General features: G+C 60.5%; 17 protein-coding genes. 12 read left to right on the top strand and 5 right to left on the bottom strand.

What is annotated here, in order from left to right; translation table 11 throughout:
- Positions 1–479: 479 nt before the first annotated feature.
- Positions 480–2,105: a methyl-accepting chemotaxis protein gene (locus tag BT204_RS18665; RefSeq protein ID WP_020301098.1), complete on the bottom strand. Its 1,626-nt coding sequence runs from the start codon at positions 2,103–2,105 to the stop codon at positions 480–482.
- A 233-nt stretch (positions 2,106–2,338) separates the two neighbouring features.
- On the opposite strand from BT204_RS18665, the gene BT204_RS18660 reads away from it, so the two are divergent.
- Positions 2,339–3,769 (top strand): nucleobase:cation symporter-2 family protein, encoded by a 1,431-nt coding sequence (locus BT204_RS18660; protein WP_072447824.1) that lies wholly within the window; start codon positions 2,339–2,341, stop codon positions 3,767–3,769.
- A 12-nt stretch (positions 3,770–3,781) separates the two neighbouring features.
- Positions 3,782–4,243, top strand: a complete 462-nt coding sequence (locus BT204_RS18655; RefSeq protein ID WP_003190908.1) for an LEA/WHy family protein — start codon at positions 3,782–3,784, stop codon at positions 4,241–4,243.
- A 117-nt stretch (positions 4,244–4,360) separates the two neighbouring features.
- Here BT204_RS18655 and BT204_RS18650 read toward each other — a convergent pair whose 3' ends face one another.
- On the bottom strand, positions 4,361–5,287 hold the full coding sequence (locus tag BT204_RS18650) for a carbon-nitrogen hydrolase family protein (RefSeq protein ID WP_057977527.1): 927 nt from the start codon (positions 5,285–5,287) through the stop codon (positions 4,361–4,363).
- A 91-nt stretch (positions 5,288–5,378) separates the two neighbouring features.
- Here BT204_RS18650 and BT204_RS18645 point away from each other — a divergent pair, with 91 nt between their 5' ends.
- On the top strand, positions 5,379–6,299 hold the full coding sequence (locus tag BT204_RS18645) for a LysR family transcriptional regulator (RefSeq protein WP_072447822.1): 921 nt from the start codon (positions 5,379–5,381) through the stop codon (positions 6,297–6,299).
- Here the strand turns inward: BT204_RS18645 and BT204_RS18640 are convergent.
- The gene (locus BT204_RS18640; protein WP_072447820.1) at positions 6,271–6,525 is read right to left on the bottom strand and encodes a hypothetical protein; all 255 of its coding nucleotides are present in this window, start codon (positions 6,523–6,525) and stop codon (positions 6,271–6,273) included. The two genes, BT204_RS18645 and BT204_RS18640, sit on opposite strands and share 29 nt — an antisense overlap.
- A 164-nt stretch (positions 6,526–6,689) precedes the next feature.
- Between BT204_RS18640 and BT204_RS18635 the strand changes: the two genes are divergently transcribed.
- Positions 6,690–7,010 (top strand): ElaB/YgaM/YqjD family protein, encoded by a 321-nt coding sequence (locus BT204_RS18635; RefSeq protein WP_019817806.1) that lies wholly within the window; start codon positions 6,690–6,692, stop codon positions 7,008–7,010.
- A gap of 31 nt (positions 7,011–7,041) precedes the next feature.
- Here the strand turns inward: BT204_RS18635 and BT204_RS18630 are convergent, their stop codons facing one another.
- Positions 7,042–8,076 (bottom strand): Ldh family oxidoreductase, encoded by a 1,035-nt coding sequence (locus BT204_RS18630; protein ID WP_072447818.1) that lies wholly within the window; start codon positions 8,074–8,076, stop codon positions 7,042–7,044.
- 170 nt (positions 8,077–8,246) lie between these two features.
- Here BT204_RS18630 and BT204_RS18625 point away from each other — a divergent pair, with 170 nt between their 5' ends.
- A complete protein-coding gene (locus BT204_RS18625) occupies positions 8,247–13,388 on the top strand; it encodes a dermonecrotic toxin domain-containing protein (RefSeq protein ID WP_072447816.1) in 5,142 nt (1,713 codons plus the stop codon).
- Positions 13,389–13,407: 19 nt separating this feature from the next.
- Here BT204_RS18625 and BT204_RS18620 read toward each other — a convergent pair whose 3' ends face one another.
- Positions 13,408–13,677 (bottom strand): PepSY domain-containing protein, encoded by a 270-nt coding sequence (locus BT204_RS18620; protein WP_014718736.1) that lies wholly within the window; start codon positions 13,675–13,677, stop codon positions 13,408–13,410.
- A gap of 148 nt (positions 13,678–13,825) precedes the next feature.
- Between BT204_RS18620 and BT204_RS18615 the strand changes: the two genes are divergently transcribed.
- The 7 genes from BT204_RS18615 (at position 13,826) to BT204_RS18585 (ending at position 19,830) form a co-directional block, all read left to right on the top strand.
- On the top strand, positions 13,826–14,824 hold the full coding sequence (locus BT204_RS18615) for a FecR family protein (RefSeq protein ID WP_072447814.1): 999 nt from the start codon (positions 13,826–13,828) through the stop codon (positions 14,822–14,824).
- Positions 14,825–15,138: 314 nt separating this feature from the next.
- Positions 15,139–15,597 (top strand): hypothetical protein, encoded by a 459-nt coding sequence (locus BT204_RS18610; protein WP_054897482.1) that lies wholly within the window; start codon positions 15,139–15,141, stop codon positions 15,595–15,597.
- Entirely contained in the window at positions 15,597–16,148 is a 552-nt protein-coding gene (locus BT204_RS18605; protein ID WP_054897483.1) for a hypothetical protein, read from the top strand. Before BT204_RS18610 ends, BT204_RS18605 begins: the two co-directional genes overlap by 1 nt.
- Positions 16,149–16,216: 68 nt before the next feature.
- On the top strand, positions 16,217–16,951 hold the full coding sequence (locus tag BT204_RS18600) for a hypothetical protein (RefSeq protein ID WP_003190893.1): 735 nt from the start codon (positions 16,217–16,219) through the stop codon (positions 16,949–16,951).
- Between the two features lie 60 nt (positions 16,952–17,011).
- Positions 17,012–17,692 carry a C39 family peptidase gene (locus tag BT204_RS18595; RefSeq protein WP_019817800.1) on the top strand — a complete coding sequence of 227 codons (681 nt, stop codon included), beginning with the start codon at positions 17,012–17,014 and terminating at the stop codon, positions 17,690–17,692.
- Between the two features lie 37 nt (positions 17,693–17,729).
- Positions 17,730–18,473, top strand: a complete 744-nt coding sequence (locus BT204_RS18590; RefSeq protein ID WP_034127715.1) for a hypothetical protein — start codon at positions 17,730–17,732, stop codon at positions 18,471–18,473.
- A gap of 49 nt (positions 18,474–18,522) precedes the next feature.
- Positions 18,523–19,830, top strand: a complete 1,308-nt coding sequence (locus BT204_RS18585; protein WP_034127716.1) for a hypothetical protein — start codon at positions 18,523–18,525, stop codon at positions 19,828–19,830.
- The last annotated feature ends 126 nt before the right edge of the window (positions 19,831–19,956 follow it).

Below are 19,956 nucleotides of genomic sequence, written 5' to 3'. Positions count from 1 at the left end.
TCGTGGGCAACCCGGCAGGACGCCGGGTTAGCCGCCCCGCGCCATGGATGGCGCGTGGCGGCGGCCCACGACTTCAAGCCTGCGTTCGGGCACACCGAGCCTAGGCGAGGTGCCGAGTGGTGGGGCGAAGGCCTTTTGGTTACTTTTGGGCCTTTCCAAAAGTGACCCGCTGTAAGAGCGGAACCATCGGTGGCCGTTACCGCAGGAACGGATATGTACGCGGTCAGATCCAACATCCTGGTCGGCTGTAAGGCTGCCATCGCAGGCAAGCCAGCTCCCACATTTGGATTGCGGCGCGTCAGTTAGATCAGCGTCGGCTGTCAGTCCGTCACGGGAGCAAGCGCCCTCGCCACAGGTCCAGCACCGGCCCAAGTTGTGTAGATCCCTATGCTGCGATAGCGGTAAGCCAACCCATGATGTGCCGACTGTAAGATTGCTATCGCAGGCAAGCCAGCTCCCACAGGGTGTTGTGGCAGCAGTTAGACGACGAACCTGGCCACCATCCCATTCAAATCCACCGCCAGCCTCGACAGTTCATGGCTGGCCGCGCTGGTCTGGTTGGCGCCCGCCGCCGACTGGGTGGCCAGGTCGCGGATGTTGACCAGGTTGCGGTCCACCTCGCGGGAGACCTGGGCCTGTTCTTCCGAAGCGCTGGCAATCACCAGGTTGCGTTCGTTGATCAGGCTGATAGACGCAGTGATCTGCTCCAGTGAGGCGCCGGCTGCGCGTGCCATTTCCAGGGTGGTCTGGCTGCGCTGGTTGCTCTGTTGCATGGACTGCACCGCCTCCCCGGTACCGTTCTGGATGCCGGCGACCATTTTCTCGATTTCCTGGGTCGACTGCGCGGTGCGATGGGCCAGGGCGCGCACTTCATCGGCGACCACCGCAAATCCACGTCCGGCCTCGCCGGCACGGGCGGCTTCAATCGCTGCGTTGAGCGCCAGCAGGTTGGTTTGCTCGGCAATCGCGCGGATCACATCCAGCACCTTGCCGATATCCCGGCCCTGAGCGGCCAGGCCCTCGATCATCGCGGAGGTGTTCTGCACGTCCTGAGTCATGGTCTGGATCGCGCCGACAGTTTCCATCACCCGATCACGGCCTTCCCGCGCCGCCTGGTTGGACTGCCCGGACGCCTCGGAGGTGGAAACCGCGTTACGCGCCACCTCCTCCACTGCCGCCGTCATCTCATTGACGGCCGTGGCGGCCTGGTCGATTTCATTGTTCTGCTGTTGCAGGCCACGGGAGGCCTCCTCGGTGACCGCGCTCAGCTCTTCCGCCGCCGAAGCCAGTTGCGTGGCCGAACCCGCGATGTGCTGGATAGTCTGGCGCAGGCTGGCTTGCATGGTCGACAGCGCACTGAGCAACCGCGCCGGTTCGTCCTTGCCATCGTCCTCGATGGTTTTGCTGAGGTTGCCGGCGGCGATGGTCTCGGCCACTTCCACGGCCTTGCGCAGCGGGGTCACGATGCTGCGGGTCAACAACCAGGCCAGCAGCACGGTGAGCAATGCCGCCACCACGGAGACCGCCACCACGCCGGTGATCGCGCCCTCGTAGCTTTGCCCGGCATCCTCGTCGGCCTGCTTGGCGTCGGCCGCATTGATGGCGATCAGCTTGTTCAGTTGCTCGCCCATCTGGTCAGTGCCGTCCTTGATACGGCTGTTGATCAGAGCGCGCATCTCATCGACCTTGCCCTGCTTGGACAATGCCACCATCTCGGCCTGGGCTTTGAGGTAGTTGTCCAGGGTGACGCCGAAGGCTTTGTACAGCGCAGCCTCCTCCGCGCCTGCAGGCAGCGTGGCGTATTTGGCCTGGGCGGTCTTGACCTTGTCAGCCAGCACGCCAATGCGCGTCTCGGCTTCCTGCAGGGCGGCAGGCTCGCGGTTGACCAGCACGCGAAACGACAGGATGCGCATGCGCAGCACGTTTTCGGTGATGGTACCCAGGTGAGTCATGCTGGGCAGCTGGTTCGCGCTCATGTCCTGGGAGGATTGGCGCATCTGCGTCATACGGTTGACCGCAAACACGCCCAACAGCACCACTAGAACCGCAATGAAGGCAAAACCGATAAACGCGCGAGGGGCAATATTCAGGTGACGGAGGGACATAGGGCTGCTCTCAGAAGTAGTGTTTGCGTGCATCCTTGCCGCGAAACGATCCGTCAGCGTCAACGCGCTGCCCAGACCTTGGTCACCACTGTTGTCGTTGTAGTGTGGGCCTATGCTTGATATCGGCTGGGCCACGGCTTTAGCGCAGGGTTTTTATAAATATTTTTTTACACTTCAGGCGCCTGGTACTTTCTGGCATCCTGCGCCTCCATTTTCTGACCCGAGCCATCATTTTGTCTGACGCTCAAGCCCCCCGCCCGCGCTATAAATCCGACCTTATGTACGGCCTCGAAGACCGCCCGCACTTCACCGCCGCGATTTTTGCCGCGTTGCAGCATGTGTTGGCGAGTTTTGTCGGCATCATCACGCCCACCCTGATCGTCGGCGGCGTACTGGGGCTGGAAAGCGAAGTGCCGTACCTGGTGAGCATGGCGCTGTTTGTCTCGGGGCTTGGCACCTTTGTGCAGGCGCGCACTTTCGGGCCGGTGGGTTCGGGGCTGTTGTGCCTGCAAGGCACCAGTTTTTCCTTTATCAGCGTGATCTTGAGCGCTGGGTTCATGGTCAAGGCCCGGGGCGGCGGCACCGATGAAATCCTCTCGACGATCTTTGGCATCTGCTTTTTCGCGGCGTTTATCGAAGTGGTGCTCAGCCAGTTCATCGGCAAACTGCGCAAACTGATCACCCCGGTGGTGACCGGCACCATCATCAGTTTGATGGGCTTGTCACTGATCAAGGTGGCCGTCACCGACATGGCTGGCGGCTATGGCGCCAGCGACTTGGGCGCCGCAGGCAACATGGGCCTGGCGGCCTTGGTGCTGCTGACCATCGTGGTACTCAACCGCTTCAACAACCCGTTCCTGCGCCTGGGTTCGATCGTGATCGGCCTGACCCTGGGCTTCGTAGTGGCGTGGCTGCTGGGCCGCGTCGACATGGCCGCCCTGCCCCAGGTGCCGCTGATCAGCGTGCCGGTGCCGTTCAAGTACGGTTTCTCGTTCGACTGGGTGGCGTTTATCCCGGTGGCGGTGATCTTCCTGATTTCGCCCCTGGAAGCCGCCGGCGACCTGACCGCCAACTCGATGATTTCCCAGCAACCGGTCAAGGGCCCGCTGTATATCAAACGCATCAAGTCCGGCCTGCTGGCCGACGGCCTCAACTCCGCGATGGCCGCCACCTTCAACAGCCTGCCGATGGTGACCTTTGCCCAGAACAACGGCGTGATCCAATTGACCGGCGTGGCCAGCCGCTACGTGGCGTACTTCATTGCTGGCCTGCTGGTGCTGCTGGGGTTGTTCCCGATGATCGGCGCGGTGCTGCAACTGATGCCCAAGCCCGTATTGGGCGGCGCGACCCTGATCATGTTCGGCACCGTGGCCGTGGCCGGGATCAAGATCCTCGCCGAAGCGGGCCTGCATCGGCGTAATGTGCTGATCGTGGCAATTTCCCTAGGCATGGGCCTGGGCGTCGCCGCGGTGCCCGAAGTGCTGCGCGAGCTGCCCAAGGCGCTGCACAACATCTTCGAATCGCCGATCACCGTGGGTGCATTCTGTGCAATCCTGCTGAACATTTTCCTGCCCGAAGAGTTCATAGAGCTGGAAGAAGATGAATTCGAGCCGGAGTCCTCTACCCTCAAGGTCATGCAGGACCCGGACGTCACCCAAAAGTAGGAGCATTTCTTTATGCGCAAGCTCATGGTTCTATCGCTGTTGCTGCTGACCTTGAGCGCCTGCGCACTGTTTCCCAACCGCGACCCGGTGAACATCAATGTGGTGGGCATCGAGCCGCTGCAAAGCCAGGACCTGGAAGTGCGCTTTGCCGTGAAGCTGCGGGTGCAAAACCCCAATGAAGCGGCAATCGACTACAACGGCGTGGCCCTGGACCTGGAGGTCAATGGCCGGCCACTCGCTTCTGGCGTCAGCGATCAGGCTGGCAGCATCCCACGCTTTTCTGAAACCGTATTGATGGTGCCGGTCAGCGTTTCGGCGTTTTCGGTGTTGCGCCAGACCCTGGGCCTGAGCCAGACCCAAAGCCTGAACAACCTGCCCTACGTGCTGCGCGGCAAACTGGCGGGCGGACTGTTTGGCACCATGCGCTTTGTAGAGCGTGGCACCCTGGACTTGCCGAACACCGCCACCTGGTAAGTGGCTGAAAACCAAATGTGGGAGCTGGCTTGCCTGCGATGGCGGTGCGTCAGTAACTGATGAATTGAATGACACGCCGCTATCGCAGGCAAGTCAGCTCCCACAGGTTGATTGCGTTTAGTCAGTGATACAGCGAACGCCTGGCTTGGCGCGCTCGTCCACCACTAATTCAAAAATATCCGGCCGGGCGTAATGCCCCACTACGTCGTAGTCGTAGCGGGCCCGCACCAACTGATCAGTATCGATCTGCGCCGTCAACAACCCCGCCTCGCCCACTAACGGCCCCGCCAAAATATCGCCCATGGGCCCGACGATCACGCTGCCGCCGGCAATCAACGGACGGTCCACCGGCCAGTTGGCAACCTCCACACCCAAGGCCTCGGGCGATGCCTGCACCTGGCAGGCGCTGACCACAAAGCAACGCCCTTCATGGGCAATATGGCGCATGCTCACCTGCCACATGTCGCGCTCGTCCACGGTGGGTGCACACCACACCTGAACGCCCTTGGCATACATCGCGGTGCGCAGCAACGGCATCATGTTTTCCCAGCACACCGCGCCGCCGATACGCCCCACCGCGGTGTCGATCACCGGCAGGGTCGAGCCGTCGCCCTTGCCCCAGATAAGCCGCTCGGTGCCGGTCGGCATCAGCTTGCGGTGCTTGGCCACCAGGCCGCCCGAGGGTTCGAAATACAACACCGTGCAGTACAGCGTGCTGCCACTGCGTTCGATCACGCCCAGCACCAGGCTGGCACCGGTACGCGCCGACATCCCGGCCAGCGCCTCGGTTTCTGGCCCCGGCACGTCAATGGCATTGGCAAAATACCGTGCAAAGGCTTCCCGGCCCTCGGGCAGGCGATAACCCAATTGCGTGCCAAAGCTTTCGCCCTTGGGATAGCCGCCCAGCAACGCCTCGGGCATGACCACCAAGTGCGCGCCACTGCGCTGGATTTGATCCTCATAGGCCAGGATCTGCGCCAGGGTTTCAGCCTTGCCGCCAGGCAAGGCGCCGATTTGCAGGGCTGCGACAGTCGATACGGGCATCAGGCTCACTCCGATAGATAGGGGTTGCCCATTCTCCGGCCAGACTCGATCATGAATAAAGCCCACCTCAGTGCTAAATGATATGAGCCAAATGAATATCGCCCAGGTTGACCTGAACCTGCTCAAAACCTTCGAAGCCCTGCACGACGAGTCCAGTGCCAGCCGTGCGGCGCTGCGTTTGGGCGTGACGCAGTCGGCGATCAGCGCGGGCTTGCGGCGTTTGCGCGAGCTGTATGGTGACCCTTTGTTCGTGCGCACCGGACGCGGCCTGGCGCCCACATTGCGTGCCAACCAGTTGAAACCGGTGATCAGTGAGGCATTGGATCGCTGCCGCCAGAGCCTGGCGATGATCAGCCCGCAAAACCTGCACTACGAGGGCCGCTCGGTGGTGCTGGGGCTGTCAGATGACTTCGAGATTGCCTATGGCCGAAGCCTGATGGAGGCCATCGCACTGCGCCTGCCCAAGCTACGGGTGATCTTTCGCCAGACCTACAGCCAGATCGTCGCCGCCGCCCTGCTCGACCGCACGCTGGACCTGGCCATTACCGCCGGCGGTTTTACCGAGCGCAGGCTGAGCCGACAGGTGCTGGGGGAAGGTGACTATCGTTGCCTGGTAGACCCTCATAGCCTGGCGTCGGGCGAGGAGACTATCGACCTGCAGGGGTTTGTCACGCGGGAACATGTGTTGGTGTCGTCAGGCGGGTTTATCGGCATTACCGATGAAGGCTTGGCCGCCCACGGGCTGCGCCGCCACGTGTGCGCGTCCACCAGCCACTTTGCCGCGCTGCCGTATCTGCTCCAAGGCAGCACCGCCGTGGCAACCATTCCCGGGCATGCAGCCCACGCCATTGCGCAAATGACCGGCCTGCGCGTGCTGCCCTGCCCGCTGGCGCTACCGCATTACCCGGTGGAGTTGGGCTGGCGTACCCAGGCTCAGTTGGACCCGCTGTTGCTCAAGGTGCGCGAAGCGATTGTGGCGTGCTTTACTTTGCCGCCGCCATCAGCTTGTTGACTTCACTGCGCACCATGTTGGAAAACTCCGGCGGCGACATGCCGTCGAGTTCGGCACGCACCCATTCGGCCCACTTGCCCTTGCGCTTGGCGCGCTCACCGAACAAGCGCGCGGCTTCGCCCTTGGCCTTGCCCAGGTTGGTTTGCCACAGGTCGTAGAGGCGCGACTTTTCATCTTCCACCTCGGCGCGTTCGGCGAGGGTCTTGTTGGCGAGATTGAAGCTCATGTTGAATTACCTGCTGCACAAATAGGTGACATCTTACACTGTAGGCCCAAAGTTCCCGATCCGGATTTTGCCTCGGATGAGCGCGCCGGCAAAAAAACTGCAACTTTTGCCACCGCCCGATACTCCATTGTTCACTGCCACATCCACCTGCAAGGAGTCACTCAATGGCCCGCAAAACCGCCGCCCAAGCTGTCGAAGATCAAATCAAGGACCAAGCGTTCAGCGAACTGAGCGCATTGATCGAAGAATCGGACAAACTGCTCAAAAGCAGTGCATCCCTGGTGGGCGAGGAAGGTGAAACCCTGCGCGAGCAGGTTGCCATCAAACTCAAACAAGCCCTGGAATCGGTGTCCAACGTGCGTGAACGCAGCAAGCCGGTTGTGGATGCCACCGAGACTTACATCGGTGGGCACCCATGGCAGACCGTGGCCATTTCCGCAGGCTTTGGCCTGGTGGTCGGCCTGTTGCTGGGTCGCCGTAACTGATCCATTCAGGCTGCGCATCGCGCAGCCTGTTTCACCCCGCCGCCAACGCCCTCAACTCGCGCAACGCCTGCGCGTCCAGTTCGATCCCGGTTTCCTGCGACTTCGCCCGCGTCCGATGGCGTCGGTCCCCCGGCAATCGACGCAGCCCCGCCGCATGCATCTGCCGCACCAGCTCCTGGCTGCGTTGGGCGAAGCTTTGCCCTGCGGTTTTACTCGGGTCGATCACGATCAGAAGCTGGCCTGTCCACGGCGTACGCGCGCCTGGGTGGTCCGTCCAATCGAATTCAAAAGAGAAGTTGCCGCCCGTCAACGCTGCCGCCAGCAACTCGACCATCATCGACAGTGCCGAACCCTTGTGCCCGCCAAATGGCAACAGTGCGCCGCCTTCCAGAATGGCTTTAGGGTCCTGGGTCGGCTGACCGAGGCTATCGACGCCCATGCCCGGTGGCAACCGCTCGCCTTTGCGTGCGGCGATTTGCACGTCGCCATGGGCCATGGCGCTGGTGGCCAGGTCAAACACAATCGGCGCACCGTCGGCCCGTGGTGCCGCAAACGCGATGGGGTTGGTGCCGAACAACGGGCGATCCGCGCCGTGGGGCACCACACAGGTCATGCTGTTGACCACGCTGAGTGCCACCAGCCCCTCCTCGGCAAACGGCTCGACGTCCGGCCACAGGGCTGCAAAGTGATGGGAGTTATGGATCGCCAGCAACGCGATGCCGGCGCTGCGTGCCTTCTCCACCAGCAACGGGCGCGCCGCTGCCAGGGCCGGCTGGGCAAAACCATTGCCCGCGTCGACGCGCAAAAAGCCTGAGGCCACATCGGTCACGCTGGGGACGGCGGTGCCGTTGACCCATCCACTGGCCAGCGTCGAAAGGTAACCGGGGATGCGAAAAATACCGTGACTGTGGGCACCGTCACGCTCGGCACTTGCGCAGTTGTGCGCAAGAATCGCAGCAACCTGCGGCGATGTGCCGTGCCGGACGAAGACCTGTTGAAGTAACTCCACCAGTTCAGCAAAGCGGATCGAGGCACAAGCGGTGGCAACTGTCGACTGCGCAGACATTTGAAGCTCCGTTTTTATGATTGGAAGGGGCAACGAATGGGACATCCAGACCCTCGATTAAACACCACGCACTCTCTGCGTTGTCAACGTGCGCAGCGCTGAATATTTACCGCCTTGCACCACGGGCGCCTGCCTACCCTGTGCTTTTCCTGGCACGCCGGAGACAGGCTGTGGTTCGCTTAACCCCCCCGTATTTCTTCCCTGAGTTTCTCAAACCCCAAGGCAAAGCCTCGCCCACCGCTCGTGAACGCACGCTAGGGCTCACCGCCAAAGACCTTGACTGGCTGTACAACCTTTACCTGGCTACCGACGAGTCTCGGCAGGACACAAGCCGGCACGATCACCCCATGCGCGTTGAAAAGGTCCTGATCAACATTTCCGGCAAGCCCCCCATCCCCCTTGCCGGCGCGTTCGCGATCAGCCCGACACCCGACGCCGCCAAGGCGTTGCTCTACACCCCGGATAACGGCATACAGGTCTATGACAGCCACGCCGCCCTGCTGAGCGAGTTGATCGAGCAATTGGAAGACCCACTGCAGAGCGCCCCTTTGCTGAGCTACCTGTCGATGGACCAACGCAATGCGCTGGGCGCTGACACGCCCATGGTGTTGACCACTCAGCTCATCGAGGGTGAAGTCATGCCGGAGCAAGCACGCATGCTCCAGGCCTGCCAGCTGGATAACGTCAAGGCCATGCTCGACCACCTGCAAAAAACCCCGACCTTGCCTGACATGCTCGACACGCTGCTGAGCGTCATGGCCCGCCCCCATTTCAAACACCTGGATCAACGGGACACACGGGTCAATGTCTTCACCCGCGAAGCTGAGCAAGCAACGCCACGTTGGGTCAACTCGCTGACCTTGAGCGAAGCGCTGCTGCAATTTTATGTGCGCCATGGGTGGCCCAAAGGGCAGACACGCGAATACTCGAACCCAAAACATGACACCACTGGCTTCACCGCCTCCGAACGGGAAGAAGATCACCAGCGTTGGGAAGCCTTGATCGAACAAAGCTCCAGTACTTTCTCGAAGCTGTTGGAAAGCCTGCTGCAGACCTACTGGAATGAAGATATCGACAGCGGCACCTCGCGCGTGGATTTTTTTGCCCAGGTCGTGGCGCAGAAGTTTCGCCTCGATGTGTTGCTCAAGCGCCAGGCCGAGATAATTACCGCCGAGGAAAGCCACGCATTTCAGGCCCTGCTCCTCAGCGACCAAAGCGCCCGCAGCGCCCATGCCGAAAACCTCAGCGTGGAAAAGGTGCGCCTTTATGCCCCCCATCAACATTACGTTGAACCGGCGAGCACCTTGATGATCACCGAGCACCACGCGTACCTCTACACCCAATCGCGCGGGTTACAGGTGCTGGAAAACCTCGACGACCTCAAAGACCTGTTATTGAGCATGCTCAAGGCCGAAGGCTACGAGGACGAATGGCTCAACTTCCTCTCATTGGATGAGCGCGACACGCTGCTCGGCCTGGACCCGATCGCCGTCGCGGCAAGGCCGATACCCGGCAATGTGTTCGTGACCTTGGTACAAGACATTGCGCGCAAGCAAACGGAGAACCTTAACCACGCACTGGAAATCTACCGGCGCAGCGATGGCCAAGTGGACCTCGCAGCCCTGCTCGACAGTGCCCTGGACGTACGTGCCTTGCTGGACAATCAACTGGCCACACTGGAGACCAACGGGCGCTGGACCTTGCATCCGGTCACCCGCGGTAATGGCCGCCCTTCGACCGTCAAGGCCGAGCGCGCCCGGCTGCAGCTTCAGAACCTGCGGGCGATTGAGCGTGCGCTGGCGATGGAGCGCGCGCATCACCCGACCTTACGTAGCATCGTCGCTGACACGCTCAACGCTGAACTGCAACTGCAGCAACAGCCAGTCAAAGCCGAGGAGGTGTATATCAATACCTACGCCACGCGTGCCCAGGAGCGTGAAGAGCGTCCGGCAGTGCAGTCATTGAGCATGCTTGAGCACTTCATTGAACGCCTGGCCCAAGAGGCGCCTGCGGTGCCCTTCTCGTCCAGGACGAAGTTCTATACACGGGGCGAAGGCAATGTCTTCATGCAATTGCCAAGCATGACGCTCAAGACGTTCAACACCGTCATCGAGCGCGTCCTGCTGCTGTTTTCCAAGCACGCCATGCGCCAGCAACCCCATGAGTTTCTCGTCAAGACTCACGCCAAACACGCCCACTCGATGCTGGTGGGGTTACGCAGCGAAGCCGAGCTGAGGTCGCTGGATAAAACCCTGGCGCCCACAAGCCAGGCCATTCTCGACACGCTATTTCAGCCCGACAGTCTGTCGCGCTTGACACGCCATGGCCTTAACGGATTTTTGCCGGATGCCTATGGCTTGACGTTGGACTTGAACGCCGTCGATACGCCACAACCGCTGGCCAATACGTTCGTGATCACTGAGCGCGGCGGTATCGACCCGCAGCGCTCGGGCCAGGCGCTGCTCTGGACCCCGCGCCTGGGCTACGAAGTCTTTGCCTCGATCAACGCCCTGCGCGATGAAATCACCCAGCGCCTGGCGCACCCACTCAACAGCTTGAGCCTGCTGGAGAATCTGCCGTTCTGCTTGCGCGAGCCCCATCAGGCATTTAGCCAGGGCCCGCTGCAACGTATTGATCAGGACCTGTTGAATGACCGAGTAGACAGCTACAACGACGCGGTCATGGAAGGCGTGGATCACCTGCAATCCATGGGCCTGCGCGCCCGTGCCTTGCAGGACCGGTTGGACGCCGTCATCGAACAGCCTCCGCCCACCAACCTTGGCAGGGCAATCACACTGGCCGATACCATGGTCAACCAGCAGGCACTGCCACTGTGGCTGGGGATGGCGCCGGCCCAGGACCAAATCCACCAGGCCGAGCTTCTGGAGCAATACTGCAACAACGCCGACGATGAACACGACTACCTGCATGACATCCAACCCCTGCGTGCTTATGCCTTCACCACGCTGATGGCGCTGCTTGAGGCGCGCTTTCCCGGCCAGGCGCTCAACCCCGATCACATTCTGATCCCCACCGATGCAGTGCTCGATGTGAATGTCGACAACCTGACCGACTTTGCGTTGCGGCACTGGCCAGATCTGACCGTTCAACACATCCGCCCGCGTTCACGCACGGCAAAGCCATTACCGCAAGCCCTGGACGCAAGTGCCGTGATACAAATGGTGCGCCAGCTGGATCTCAAAAGCGCTTATCAGCAACAGGTGCGAAGCAACCTTGAGGCGCAAACCGATGATGCACGCCAACGCAGGCGTCTGTTTTGCCGTCAGTTGCCGTGGCAAGCGCTGCAACACGCCCACGAGCAAAGGTTGCAGGAGCAGCTTTCCACGCGAGCCTTGAGCCTGGTCCAGCAGATTTTCGATATGCCGGACGCCGTGGCCCGAGCTTCACTCAGCGGGTCCACGGCGACGATTCGACCGCTGGAACTGATCGCCACCGAAGGCGCCAGTACCGCCAAGGTGCTGGGTGTGTACCTGATCGGCCCGCAGTTTCCCGGCGAGGGTCCATGGGTGCTCTACGCGCCGTACAGCGAACAGCATGTGTTCAAGGAATACGCGGATGAAACGGACTTACTGGATGAGATACAAGGGCCAGGCGCCCTGCAGGACTGGGTGCTTATGCACCTGGAAGATCCGCATCAGGCCACTTACCGCCACTTGCTGAAAAACAACCAGCATAGCCCGCCCGATATCCGCCTAGCCGCTTCGGCAGTGACGGGCAATGTGCTGCATTACCTGTTCAGTGAAAACACATTGATGTTGCTCAAGGTGCTGGGCAGCCAATTCGAAGAAGGCGCCAAGACCCTGTGGGATCACGCAACGCGTCTGTTCGGCAAGGACATCCCGACGGCGGTGCAGTTCATGGCCGGCAAACTCGCCTATCCGCTGGTGGTATGGCGCAGCTACACCTTGTTCAAGCGCTCGGCCGAAGCCTTGCAGCTACACCAGTGGAAGGCTGCATTCAAGGATTTCGTCAGGGGCGTGGCGCAAATGGCCGCCCTGCGCAGTGCGCTGGACGGCACCGTCATTGCCCCACCCACTGAAAAGGAGCGCTCGCTGGCCGAGCTGACAGATGAGTCACTGCCCGCAGCCACCACCCTCGCCACCTGGCATATCACCTGCCCTTCGCGCACCCGGCTGCAGCCGTTCGAGGCACAGGATGTGGCGTTGCAAGACCTGAAAAAGAGCACGCTCAGCCAGGTGTATGAAGACCAGGAAAACTCGAAATACTATGTTCCGCTGGCCGGCAAGGTGTATAGCGTCAAGAAAGCCGCACAACACTGGCGCCTCGCCAACGACGAGCAGGTGGGGCCGTACATCGGCCGTAATGCGCAGGGCATATGGGTACTGGAGCTGGGCGGCCAGGAGCCGCGCTTCGGCAGGGCTCAGTCGTACCTCAAGACGTGGCGCAATGAAGTACGGGATATCAACATTGAAGCGGTCGGTATCCGCGATATTGGCGCGTTGACCTATTGGAAAGCCCAAGCCATCACTGAAGCGTTGAACTTTGCGACTTATTACGCGCTGAACTGCCGCCGCAACGTTGCGCAATTTGCTGTACAACGCGACCCCGACAGCCGGGTTGGGCGATTTTTAGGGGAAATGTTTGGTGTCGTCACACTGACCCCGGACCAGGTCTTGAGAGTCACAAAAATAATCGACGAGATCATCGATGAACTCACCGACCCCAGCTTGACCGGTCCGAACTCCATGCGCTTTGTCGCGGGCACCAGCCGACAGGATCCGGCGTCGGATTATGCATTCATGATTCCCGCCGACAGAGAACGCAAGCTGTATCTGCTGAGCCGATTCTTCGACCCCAATCTGGACGTCTACCAGAACCGTCTGCTGGAGAATGTGGCGTTCAACATATCGACGCACGCCAGGGCCAGCACGCTGATTCACGAATTATCGCACTTGAAGCTCGACACCGTGGACATTGCCTACCTGGACAGCATGCGACCCTTCCCAGACTTGATCAATGTCGCAAGGCCCGGCGCCGAAGTGCTTAAAACCACCTTGGAAGATTTGCGCAGCACCGCGTTATCGACGATGACGCCTGCAACGATGCTGTTCAAGACTCAAGACAGCCTCACCGAATTGTGGGAAGACTTTAAGCCTGGTTCTGCAATTGAAAAGAAAATTTTCAAGGCTACTGGCGCCAAGACCCTGCAGGACGCGAGGATCATTTTCATGTCAGTCCCTGATAAGCGTATTGACACCATCCTGGCCAACGCCGACTCGGTGACGTACCTGATCACCCATCTTGGCCGCCAGTTGGAGCCGGCGGCCTGAACGGCCCCCGGCGAGTGCATCAGTCTTTCTGGTCACGCAGCACGTTACCGGAAGCGCCGTCGATGCGCGCCTCATACACGATGCCATCGGACTTGCGACCTTTGACTTCCCAATAGCCATTGTCATCCGCTTCAGCGGCGTAGACCTCAATGTAGCCGGCCTTGGTTTTCGCCACCTCGATGGCTTTCTCAATGGTGATCCAGCCTGCACCCGGCTTGTCGGCCATGGCGGCGCCAGCGCTCAACAGCGCGGAAGTAGCACACAGGGCGATCAAGGTTTTCTTCAACATTTTCGTACTCCATAGTGGACGACAGGTTAATTCCTGATTTTTTAGGCGCACACAAACAAGAATAAGTTCCAATTGATGTGCAATCGCCATGATGCGGTTCTCGCCGTCTACCTTGGGAGGTTAGAATGTGGGAAATCAGGATGAGTTAATGAGCGAAAAGCCCCTTTCAGAAACCGAATATGACGCCATCACCGACGCCGCCGCGCATTGGTGCATGCGCCTGCATGCTGCAGATTGCACGGCGGACGAACGTCAGGCTTTTACCCAGTGGCACGACGGCCATCCGCTGCACGCCTTCGAATATGCAGCCATGCTCGAAATCTGGGACGTGGCCGACCACCTGCCCCGCGACAAGCCTGAGGCGGTGGTGGTCCCAATCAAGAAGCCGGCCAGCCGCTTGCGCACCTACGCGGTGGCCGCAGCGGTGTGCCTGGCGGCATTGCCGCTTGCCGCCCTCACCGGCTGGGAAGCGGGCTGGTTGCCCAGCTCATATGAACGGTTCGAAGCAGCCAATGGCTTGAAAAAAGTCACCCTGGGCGATGGCAGCCAAGTGGAGTTGAACCTGGGTACCGAATTGGTCTACAGCCATTACAAGGACCAGCGCCGTGTCACCCTGAAAAAGGGCGAAGCGTTCTTCAACGTCACGCACGACAGCAACCACCCGTTTATCGTGCGGGCCGGCGAAGGCCAGGTGCGAGTGACCGGCACGCAGTTCAATGTCTGGGAATATGAAGATCAGGTGCGGGTGATGTTACTGGAGGGCTCGGTGCAAATCTCCAGCGACGGCGAGCATGCCAGTGTGCCGCTTAGCCCAGGCATGCAAGCCAGTTTCCGCCAGGGTGACGCCACCCCGCAGGTCGCCGCTATCAATCCCGATGACACCGCGCTGGCATGGCGCCAGGGCAAGCTGGTGCTCGACAACCTGACCCTCACGGACGCCTTGCCCCTGATCAACCGCTACCTGAAAAAGCCGGTGATGCTTGCAGACGCCAGTACCGGTGCGATTCGCGTCGGCGGTATCTATAACATCAACGAGGTCAACAACCTCGTGCCCTCCCTGCCCAAGGTGTTGCCGGTCTACCTGACCCAAAACCAGGACGGCAACCCCGTGCTCAATTCCATTCCGCGTAAAACCCCCAAGGGCTGAGCCCGCTCGCACCAAGCGATACGTTTGGGCCGCGGGTGTCCATTTTTGAAACACCTCCCTCACCTGCATCGCCCGCCGTATGCGGATTCATGGTTCTGTCACAGGCAGTGTTACATGGCTGAGACGGCGTGAGGCGAGCACAGGCATATCTCAAGCGCTCAGGACTGTTTCAACGCTGAAACAGAGTTGCCATCACTTTGCCCCGACTTAATCCCAACCCCTTGAATATCAACATCTAATAAAAAGCGGCACGCCTTCTGCTCTTTCCCTGACAACGCTGTTTAGGGTCAGCGTTAAGAATAAGGACTGCCGCCGTGAACACACTCACACACACCTCGTCGATAAACGTACTGCTGATCGGTTGCGTGCTCAGTGCAGGTGTCAGCCTGACGAGCCAGGCGGGTGACGGTGTGATCGTGACCGGGCGTACGGTGCAGGGCCACATGTACGGGCGCACCTCCCTGCCCGACCCCTACCCCAATACCGCCAACGCCAACCCCAGCAAAGAGATCAACAGCGCCCTGACCGGCGAACTCAGTGACAGGGACATCGGCGGCATCAGCAGTGGTTCCAGCCTCGCCCGCTCCCTTCAGCCCAATGGCAGCTTGTCGGGCCTGGGCGCCACCCAAAACAGCATGTCGACACTTGGCGCTGGCGCAGCGGCCGGCCACGGTGCGGGCAGCGGCGGCAGCATGGGCGGGCAGATCAGCGACTCGGTCCAGCGTGGCATGGCGCCGCTCAACAACCTCGGCAGCATGATGGGGGGCAAGTGATGAAGCGCGCCCTGTTGATATTCGCCCTGCTGGGCAGCGCCTCGGCAATGGCCGACAACAGCGCGGTGATCAACCACAGCGGCCAGCAGTACGACGGTGTGCTGTCGATCAACCAGGCCGCCGGCACGGGGCAGCAGATGTCCAACAGCCGCGCCATCGCGCTCGGTGGCCAGGCCACCAACCTCGACATCCAGCGCGTCGACGGCAAGGTCGACCCGTCCCTGAACGCCAAGGCCGCGATCCAGGGCAACTCATTCAGCAGTGGCAACGGTGTGCTGGGCATCAACCAGTCTGCCGGGGCCAATAACCAATCCATCAACGCTGTGCGGATCAGCCTCAACCCTGGCCCGCAGAGCATCGATGACAGCGTCCTGTTGCAACAGAACACGACGACGCTGGCAACCGACTCAGGGCTCACCCCCACCACTGGCAGCCGCCAGGTCGTGACCAGCGACCAGGCCTTCACCGGCAGCCGAGGAGTGACACAGGTGAACCAGAGTGCCGGGGTGGGGAACCGAGTGGCTAACACCCTGGGCATCACTATCAAGTAACCGCTTGGTAGACGTTCGTTAGACCGTACCAACACTTAACCAACTAATTAGAAGCAAGGAGAAACACCATGAAACCTCAAATGGCTCTGAAACCAATGGTTTTCGCTCTCGCCGCACTCATGGCTGCTGCTGCTCAAGCGGGTGGCTGGCATCCAACCCCACAACCCACCGGTACCGTGGCCGCTGTCGTCACCGATGTGCAAAAAAGCGAACACAACAAATTCGATGACACCAACACCGAGAACAACGCATCAGCCGACAACTCGGTAAATAGCAACAGCGGTAATGTCGGGGTCAACGCACAATCAGGTTCCGGAAACCAGGCTGACAACGCCGGCGCCATCTCCAGTGCCAAAGGCGACTTCGCCACCGTGTTTGCCGTGATTGATGTCGACCAAGGCAGCTCGCATAACAACTTCGTCAACAAAGGCACGCAAAACAACGCCTCTCTGGACGGCTCCATCACCGGCAACTCCGGCAACGTGGGTTACAACGGCCAGGCTGGCCAGGGCAACCAGGGTAAAAACAACCTGGCCATCACCACCGCTGACGGCAAGAACATCGCAGCGGCCTCCAACACCGAGCAGAACTCGCTCAACAACAGCTACCTGAACACGGCCGCCAGCAGCCATGGTTATGGCAAGCCTCAGTACGTGTCCAACAACGCAAGCCTCGACAACTCGGTTAACCGCAACTCCGGCAACGTAGGTGTCAACCTGCAATCCGGTGCGGGCAACCAAGGCAGCAACAGCCTGTCGATCGGCCAAGGTTGCAGCGTCTGCGCCAGCGGCGTGCGCTTCTGATCCAACGGGGCCTTGGCGACAAGGCCCTTTTTATTTCAGTGTCCAACAGGTCATTCGATCATGCGTATCGCGACCCTCACCCTCCTGATGTTACTCACCGGCACGACCTGGGCAGGCACCATGGCGATTTCCGCCATGCCCGGCGGTGCGGTGATTTTCAAGAAGGTGGAGAGCATTCGCGAGCGCCGGTTCGCCAACCTGGTGGAACAGAAAACCGATTTCAGCTGCGGTGCCGCGGCACTTGCCACCATCCTGCGCCAGGCCTATTGGCTGGACGTCGACGAAGCACACATCATCAAAGGCATGCTGGTCACTGCCGACCAGGACCTGGTACGAACCCAGGGCTTTTCCATGCTGGATATGAAGCGCTACCTCGAAAGCATCGGCATGCGTGCCCGGGGCTACAAGATCGCGCCCGAGACCCTGTTGACCGTGAAAATCCCCGTGGTGGTGCTGCTGGAAATCCGCGGCTACAAGCACTTCGTGGTGTTGCAACGGGCCGACAAGGACTGGGTGTACATCGGTGACCCCGTATTGGGCCACAAGCGCTATTCCCATGACGATTTCGTCAAAGGCTGGAATGGCATTGTCTTCGCCGTACTGGGCGAGGGTTACGACAAGGCCAACGTCTTGCTCGACCCGCCCCTGCCGCTGACCGCCAAGAGCCAGATGAATGAGTTCCGGCCTGTGGGCGATGCCGAGCTGATGGATTTCGGTTTTATCCAGAGCGACTTCTTCTAGAAGCGCAATAAGGGGCAGGACGCCCCAGGAGCAGCAGATGAACACTTCCCGTTGGCTGACGGTCTTGTGTCTGGCCGCCTCAATGCCTGCTTATGCGTCCTCGGGGTTCAAACCCATCGAACTCAAGGACGCCGAAATGGCCGAGCTGCGTGGCCGTTACGTGATGCCGGGGCGCATCATCAGCTTTGGCATTGTCATGAGCAGCACCTGGACCAATGCCGTCGGTGACAACATCACGGGCACGGCCAACATGCACATCGACAAGACCACCATTACCCCACAGTTCTACGTGCAAACCACCGGCTCGACCGGTACAGGCACGCGCCCCAACACGGGCACCGGAAATGTGGTCGGTGGTGCCGGCCTCGGCAGCGGCCAGGGCGTGACCCAAAGTGTACGCGCCGCCGGCGATGGCAACGCCGCCTACAACAATGTGGGCATCAACGTCGAAAATGGGGTTAGCCCCGCCAATAACCTGCAGTCCGGCCAGGTGCTGGTGGCGGGCGGCACAGTGACCGGGGACAGCGCCGCGGGCCGTGTCAGCGTATCGGCCAACAGTGGCGGCGTGCAGATGGCCATCCAGGCCAATCACAACCAGGGCAACAGCCTGCAGCAGATCGGCGCGGGGAACGTGCTGCAGGGCACGGTATTGACCGGCGATAGCAACCTTGTCAGAAACATCACCCAGATCAACGTGGTGATGAACAATAACGGGCTGAACAACGCCGCGTTGAACTGCAACCTGGATCAACTCAAAGGCCTACGCACGCTCGGTTATTGAACTACGCTGACCCTCGACACTTACGCATTAGAAAAGGACGGCTTATTTCATGCATCGATCGTTATCGCTACGTGCGGTGGTTTGTTTGAGTACGCTCTTGCCCGCATCCGTGCTGTATGCCGCGCCAGACGCTGACATCGAAACCCTGAAGAAGGAACTCCTGGAACTCAAGCAACGCTACGACGTGCAGCAAAAAGCCTTGGCTGTGCTGGAACAACGTGTGCGTCAGGTCGAGGACCAACCGGCAACGCCCGCCCCCAGGCGCCTGGCCAAATCACCGGCTGACTTCAAGAACGGCGCTAACACTGTCGCGGCTAGTGGTACGGGCGCAGCCGCGGCATCCGGTGGCGCTGGCGGGGGTGGCAGCTCCTACGGCCAGTCCCTCAAGGACGACTCGGCCCCTGCGCAAAGTGTGAGCAACCTGTACAACGAAGCCAGCGGCTTTTTCGGCAATGGCAAGTTCAGCGTGGAAACCGGCATCACCTATGCCCGTTATGACGCGCGCCAGTTGACGCTCAATGGTTTCCTGGCGCTGGACTCGATTTTCCTCGGCAACATCAACCTGGACCGGATCAAATCCGACAGCTGGACCCTGGACCTTACCGGGCGCTACAACGTCGACAACCGCTGGCAGTTCGACCTGAACGTGCCGGTGGTGTACCGCGAGTCCACCTACCAGTCGGGCGGCGCCGGCAACGACGCCACCGCCACCTCCGAAGGTTCCGTGACCCGTGACCCGACCATCGGCGATGTCAACTTTGGCGTGGCGTACAAGTTCCTCGACGAAACCTCGACCTTGCCGGACGCGGTGGTATCCGTGCGCGTCAAGGCACCGACGGGCAAGGAGCCTTTTGGCATCAAACTGGTCCAGCAACCGAACAACGACAACCTCTACGTGCCCGAAAGCCTGCCCACGGGCAACGGGGTCTGGTCGGTCACGCCGGGCATCTCCCTGGTCAAGACCTTCGACCCGGCCGTGTTGTTCGGTTCGTTGTCGTACACCCATAACTTTGAAGACTCGTTCGATGACATCAGCAGTCAAGTCAATCAGAAGGTGGGAGGCAAGGTGCGCCTGGGCGACAGCTTCCAGTTCGGGGTCGGCGTCGCCTTTGCCCTGAACGAGAAGATGAGCATGTCGTTCTCGGTTTCCGACCTGGTGCAGCGCAAGAGCAAACTCAAGCCGGATGGCGGCGACTGGCAATCGGTGGTGTCCAGCGATGCCAACGCGGGCTACTTCAACGTGGGTATGACGATTGCCGCCTCGGATAACCTGACCATCGTGCCGAACCTGGCGATTGGCATGACCGATGATGCACCGGACTTTACGTTCAGCCTGAAATTCCCGTATTACTTCTAGCAATAAGAGGGACGCGGGGCGTCCGGTGATGCATTCCCACGCGGAGCGTGGGAACGATCATTGCCCGAAGGCGGTGTGTCAGTTGCTGTGTCTGTGAATGCACTACCGCTTTCGCAGGCAAGCCAG

The organism is Pseudomonas sp. NFPP02 (genome assembly GCF_900119355.1).
Classification (GTDB): domain Bacteria; phylum Pseudomonadota; class Gammaproteobacteria; order Pseudomonadales; family Pseudomonadaceae; genus Aquipseudomonas; species Aquipseudomonas paracarnis.
This window is presented reverse-complemented; position numbering and strand designations above follow the sequence as displayed.

What these genes read in the sequence shown, in the direction of transcription:
- BT204_RS18635 (WP_019817806.1), top strand. Translation starts at nt 6,690, where the DNA reads ATGGCCCGCAAAACCGCCGCCCAAGCTGTCGAAGATCAAATCAAGGAC.
- BT204_RS18620 (WP_014718736.1), bottom strand. Translation starts at nt 13,677, where the DNA reads ATGTTGAAGAAAACCTTGATCGCCCTGTGTGCTACTTCCGCGCTGTTG.
- BT204_RS18655 (WP_003190908.1), top strand. Translation starts at nt 3,782, where the DNA reads ATGCGCAAGCTCATGGTTCTATCGCTGTTGCTGCTGACCTTGAGCGCC.
- BT204_RS18615 (WP_072447814.1), top strand. Translation starts at nt 13,826, where the DNA reads ATGAGCGAAAAGCCCCTTTCAGAAACCGAATATGACGCCATCACCGAC.
- BT204_RS18600 (WP_003190893.1), top strand. Translation starts at nt 16,217, where the DNA reads ATGAAACCTCAAATGGCTCTGAAACCAATGGTTTTCGCTCTCGCCGCA.
- BT204_RS18665 (WP_020301098.1), bottom strand. Translation starts at nt 2,105, where the DNA reads ATGTCCCTCCGTCACCTGAATATTGCCCCTCGCGCGTTTATCGGTTTT.
- BT204_RS18650 (WP_057977527.1), bottom strand. Translation starts at nt 5,287, where the DNA reads ATGCCCGTATCGACTGTCGCAGCCCTGCAAATCGGCGCCTTGCCTGGC.
- BT204_RS18630 (WP_072447818.1), bottom strand. Translation starts at nt 8,076, where the DNA reads ATGTCTGCGCAGTCGACAGTTGCCACCGCTTGTGCCTCGATCCGCTTT.
- BT204_RS18590 (WP_034127715.1), top strand. Translation starts at nt 17,730, where the DNA reads ATGAACACTTCCCGTTGGCTGACGGTCTTGTGTCTGGCCGCCTCAATG.
- BT204_RS18595 (WP_019817800.1), top strand. Translation starts at nt 17,012, where the DNA reads ATGCGTATCGCGACCCTCACCCTCCTGATGTTACTCACCGGCACGACC.
- BT204_RS18605 (WP_054897483.1), top strand. Translation starts at nt 15,597, where the DNA reads ATGAAGCGCGCCCTGTTGATATTCGCCCTGCTGGGCAGCGCCTCGGCA.
- BT204_RS18640 (WP_072447820.1), bottom strand. Translation starts at nt 6,525, where the DNA reads ATGAGCTTCAATCTCGCCAACAAGACCCTCGCCGAACGCGCCGAGGTG.
- BT204_RS18645 (WP_072447822.1), top strand. Translation starts at nt 5,379, where the DNA reads ATGAATATCGCCCAGGTTGACCTGAACCTGCTCAAAACCTTCGAAGCC.
- BT204_RS18585 (WP_034127716.1), top strand. Translation starts at nt 18,523, where the DNA reads ATGCATCGATCGTTATCGCTACGTGCGGTGGTTTGTTTGAGTACGCTC.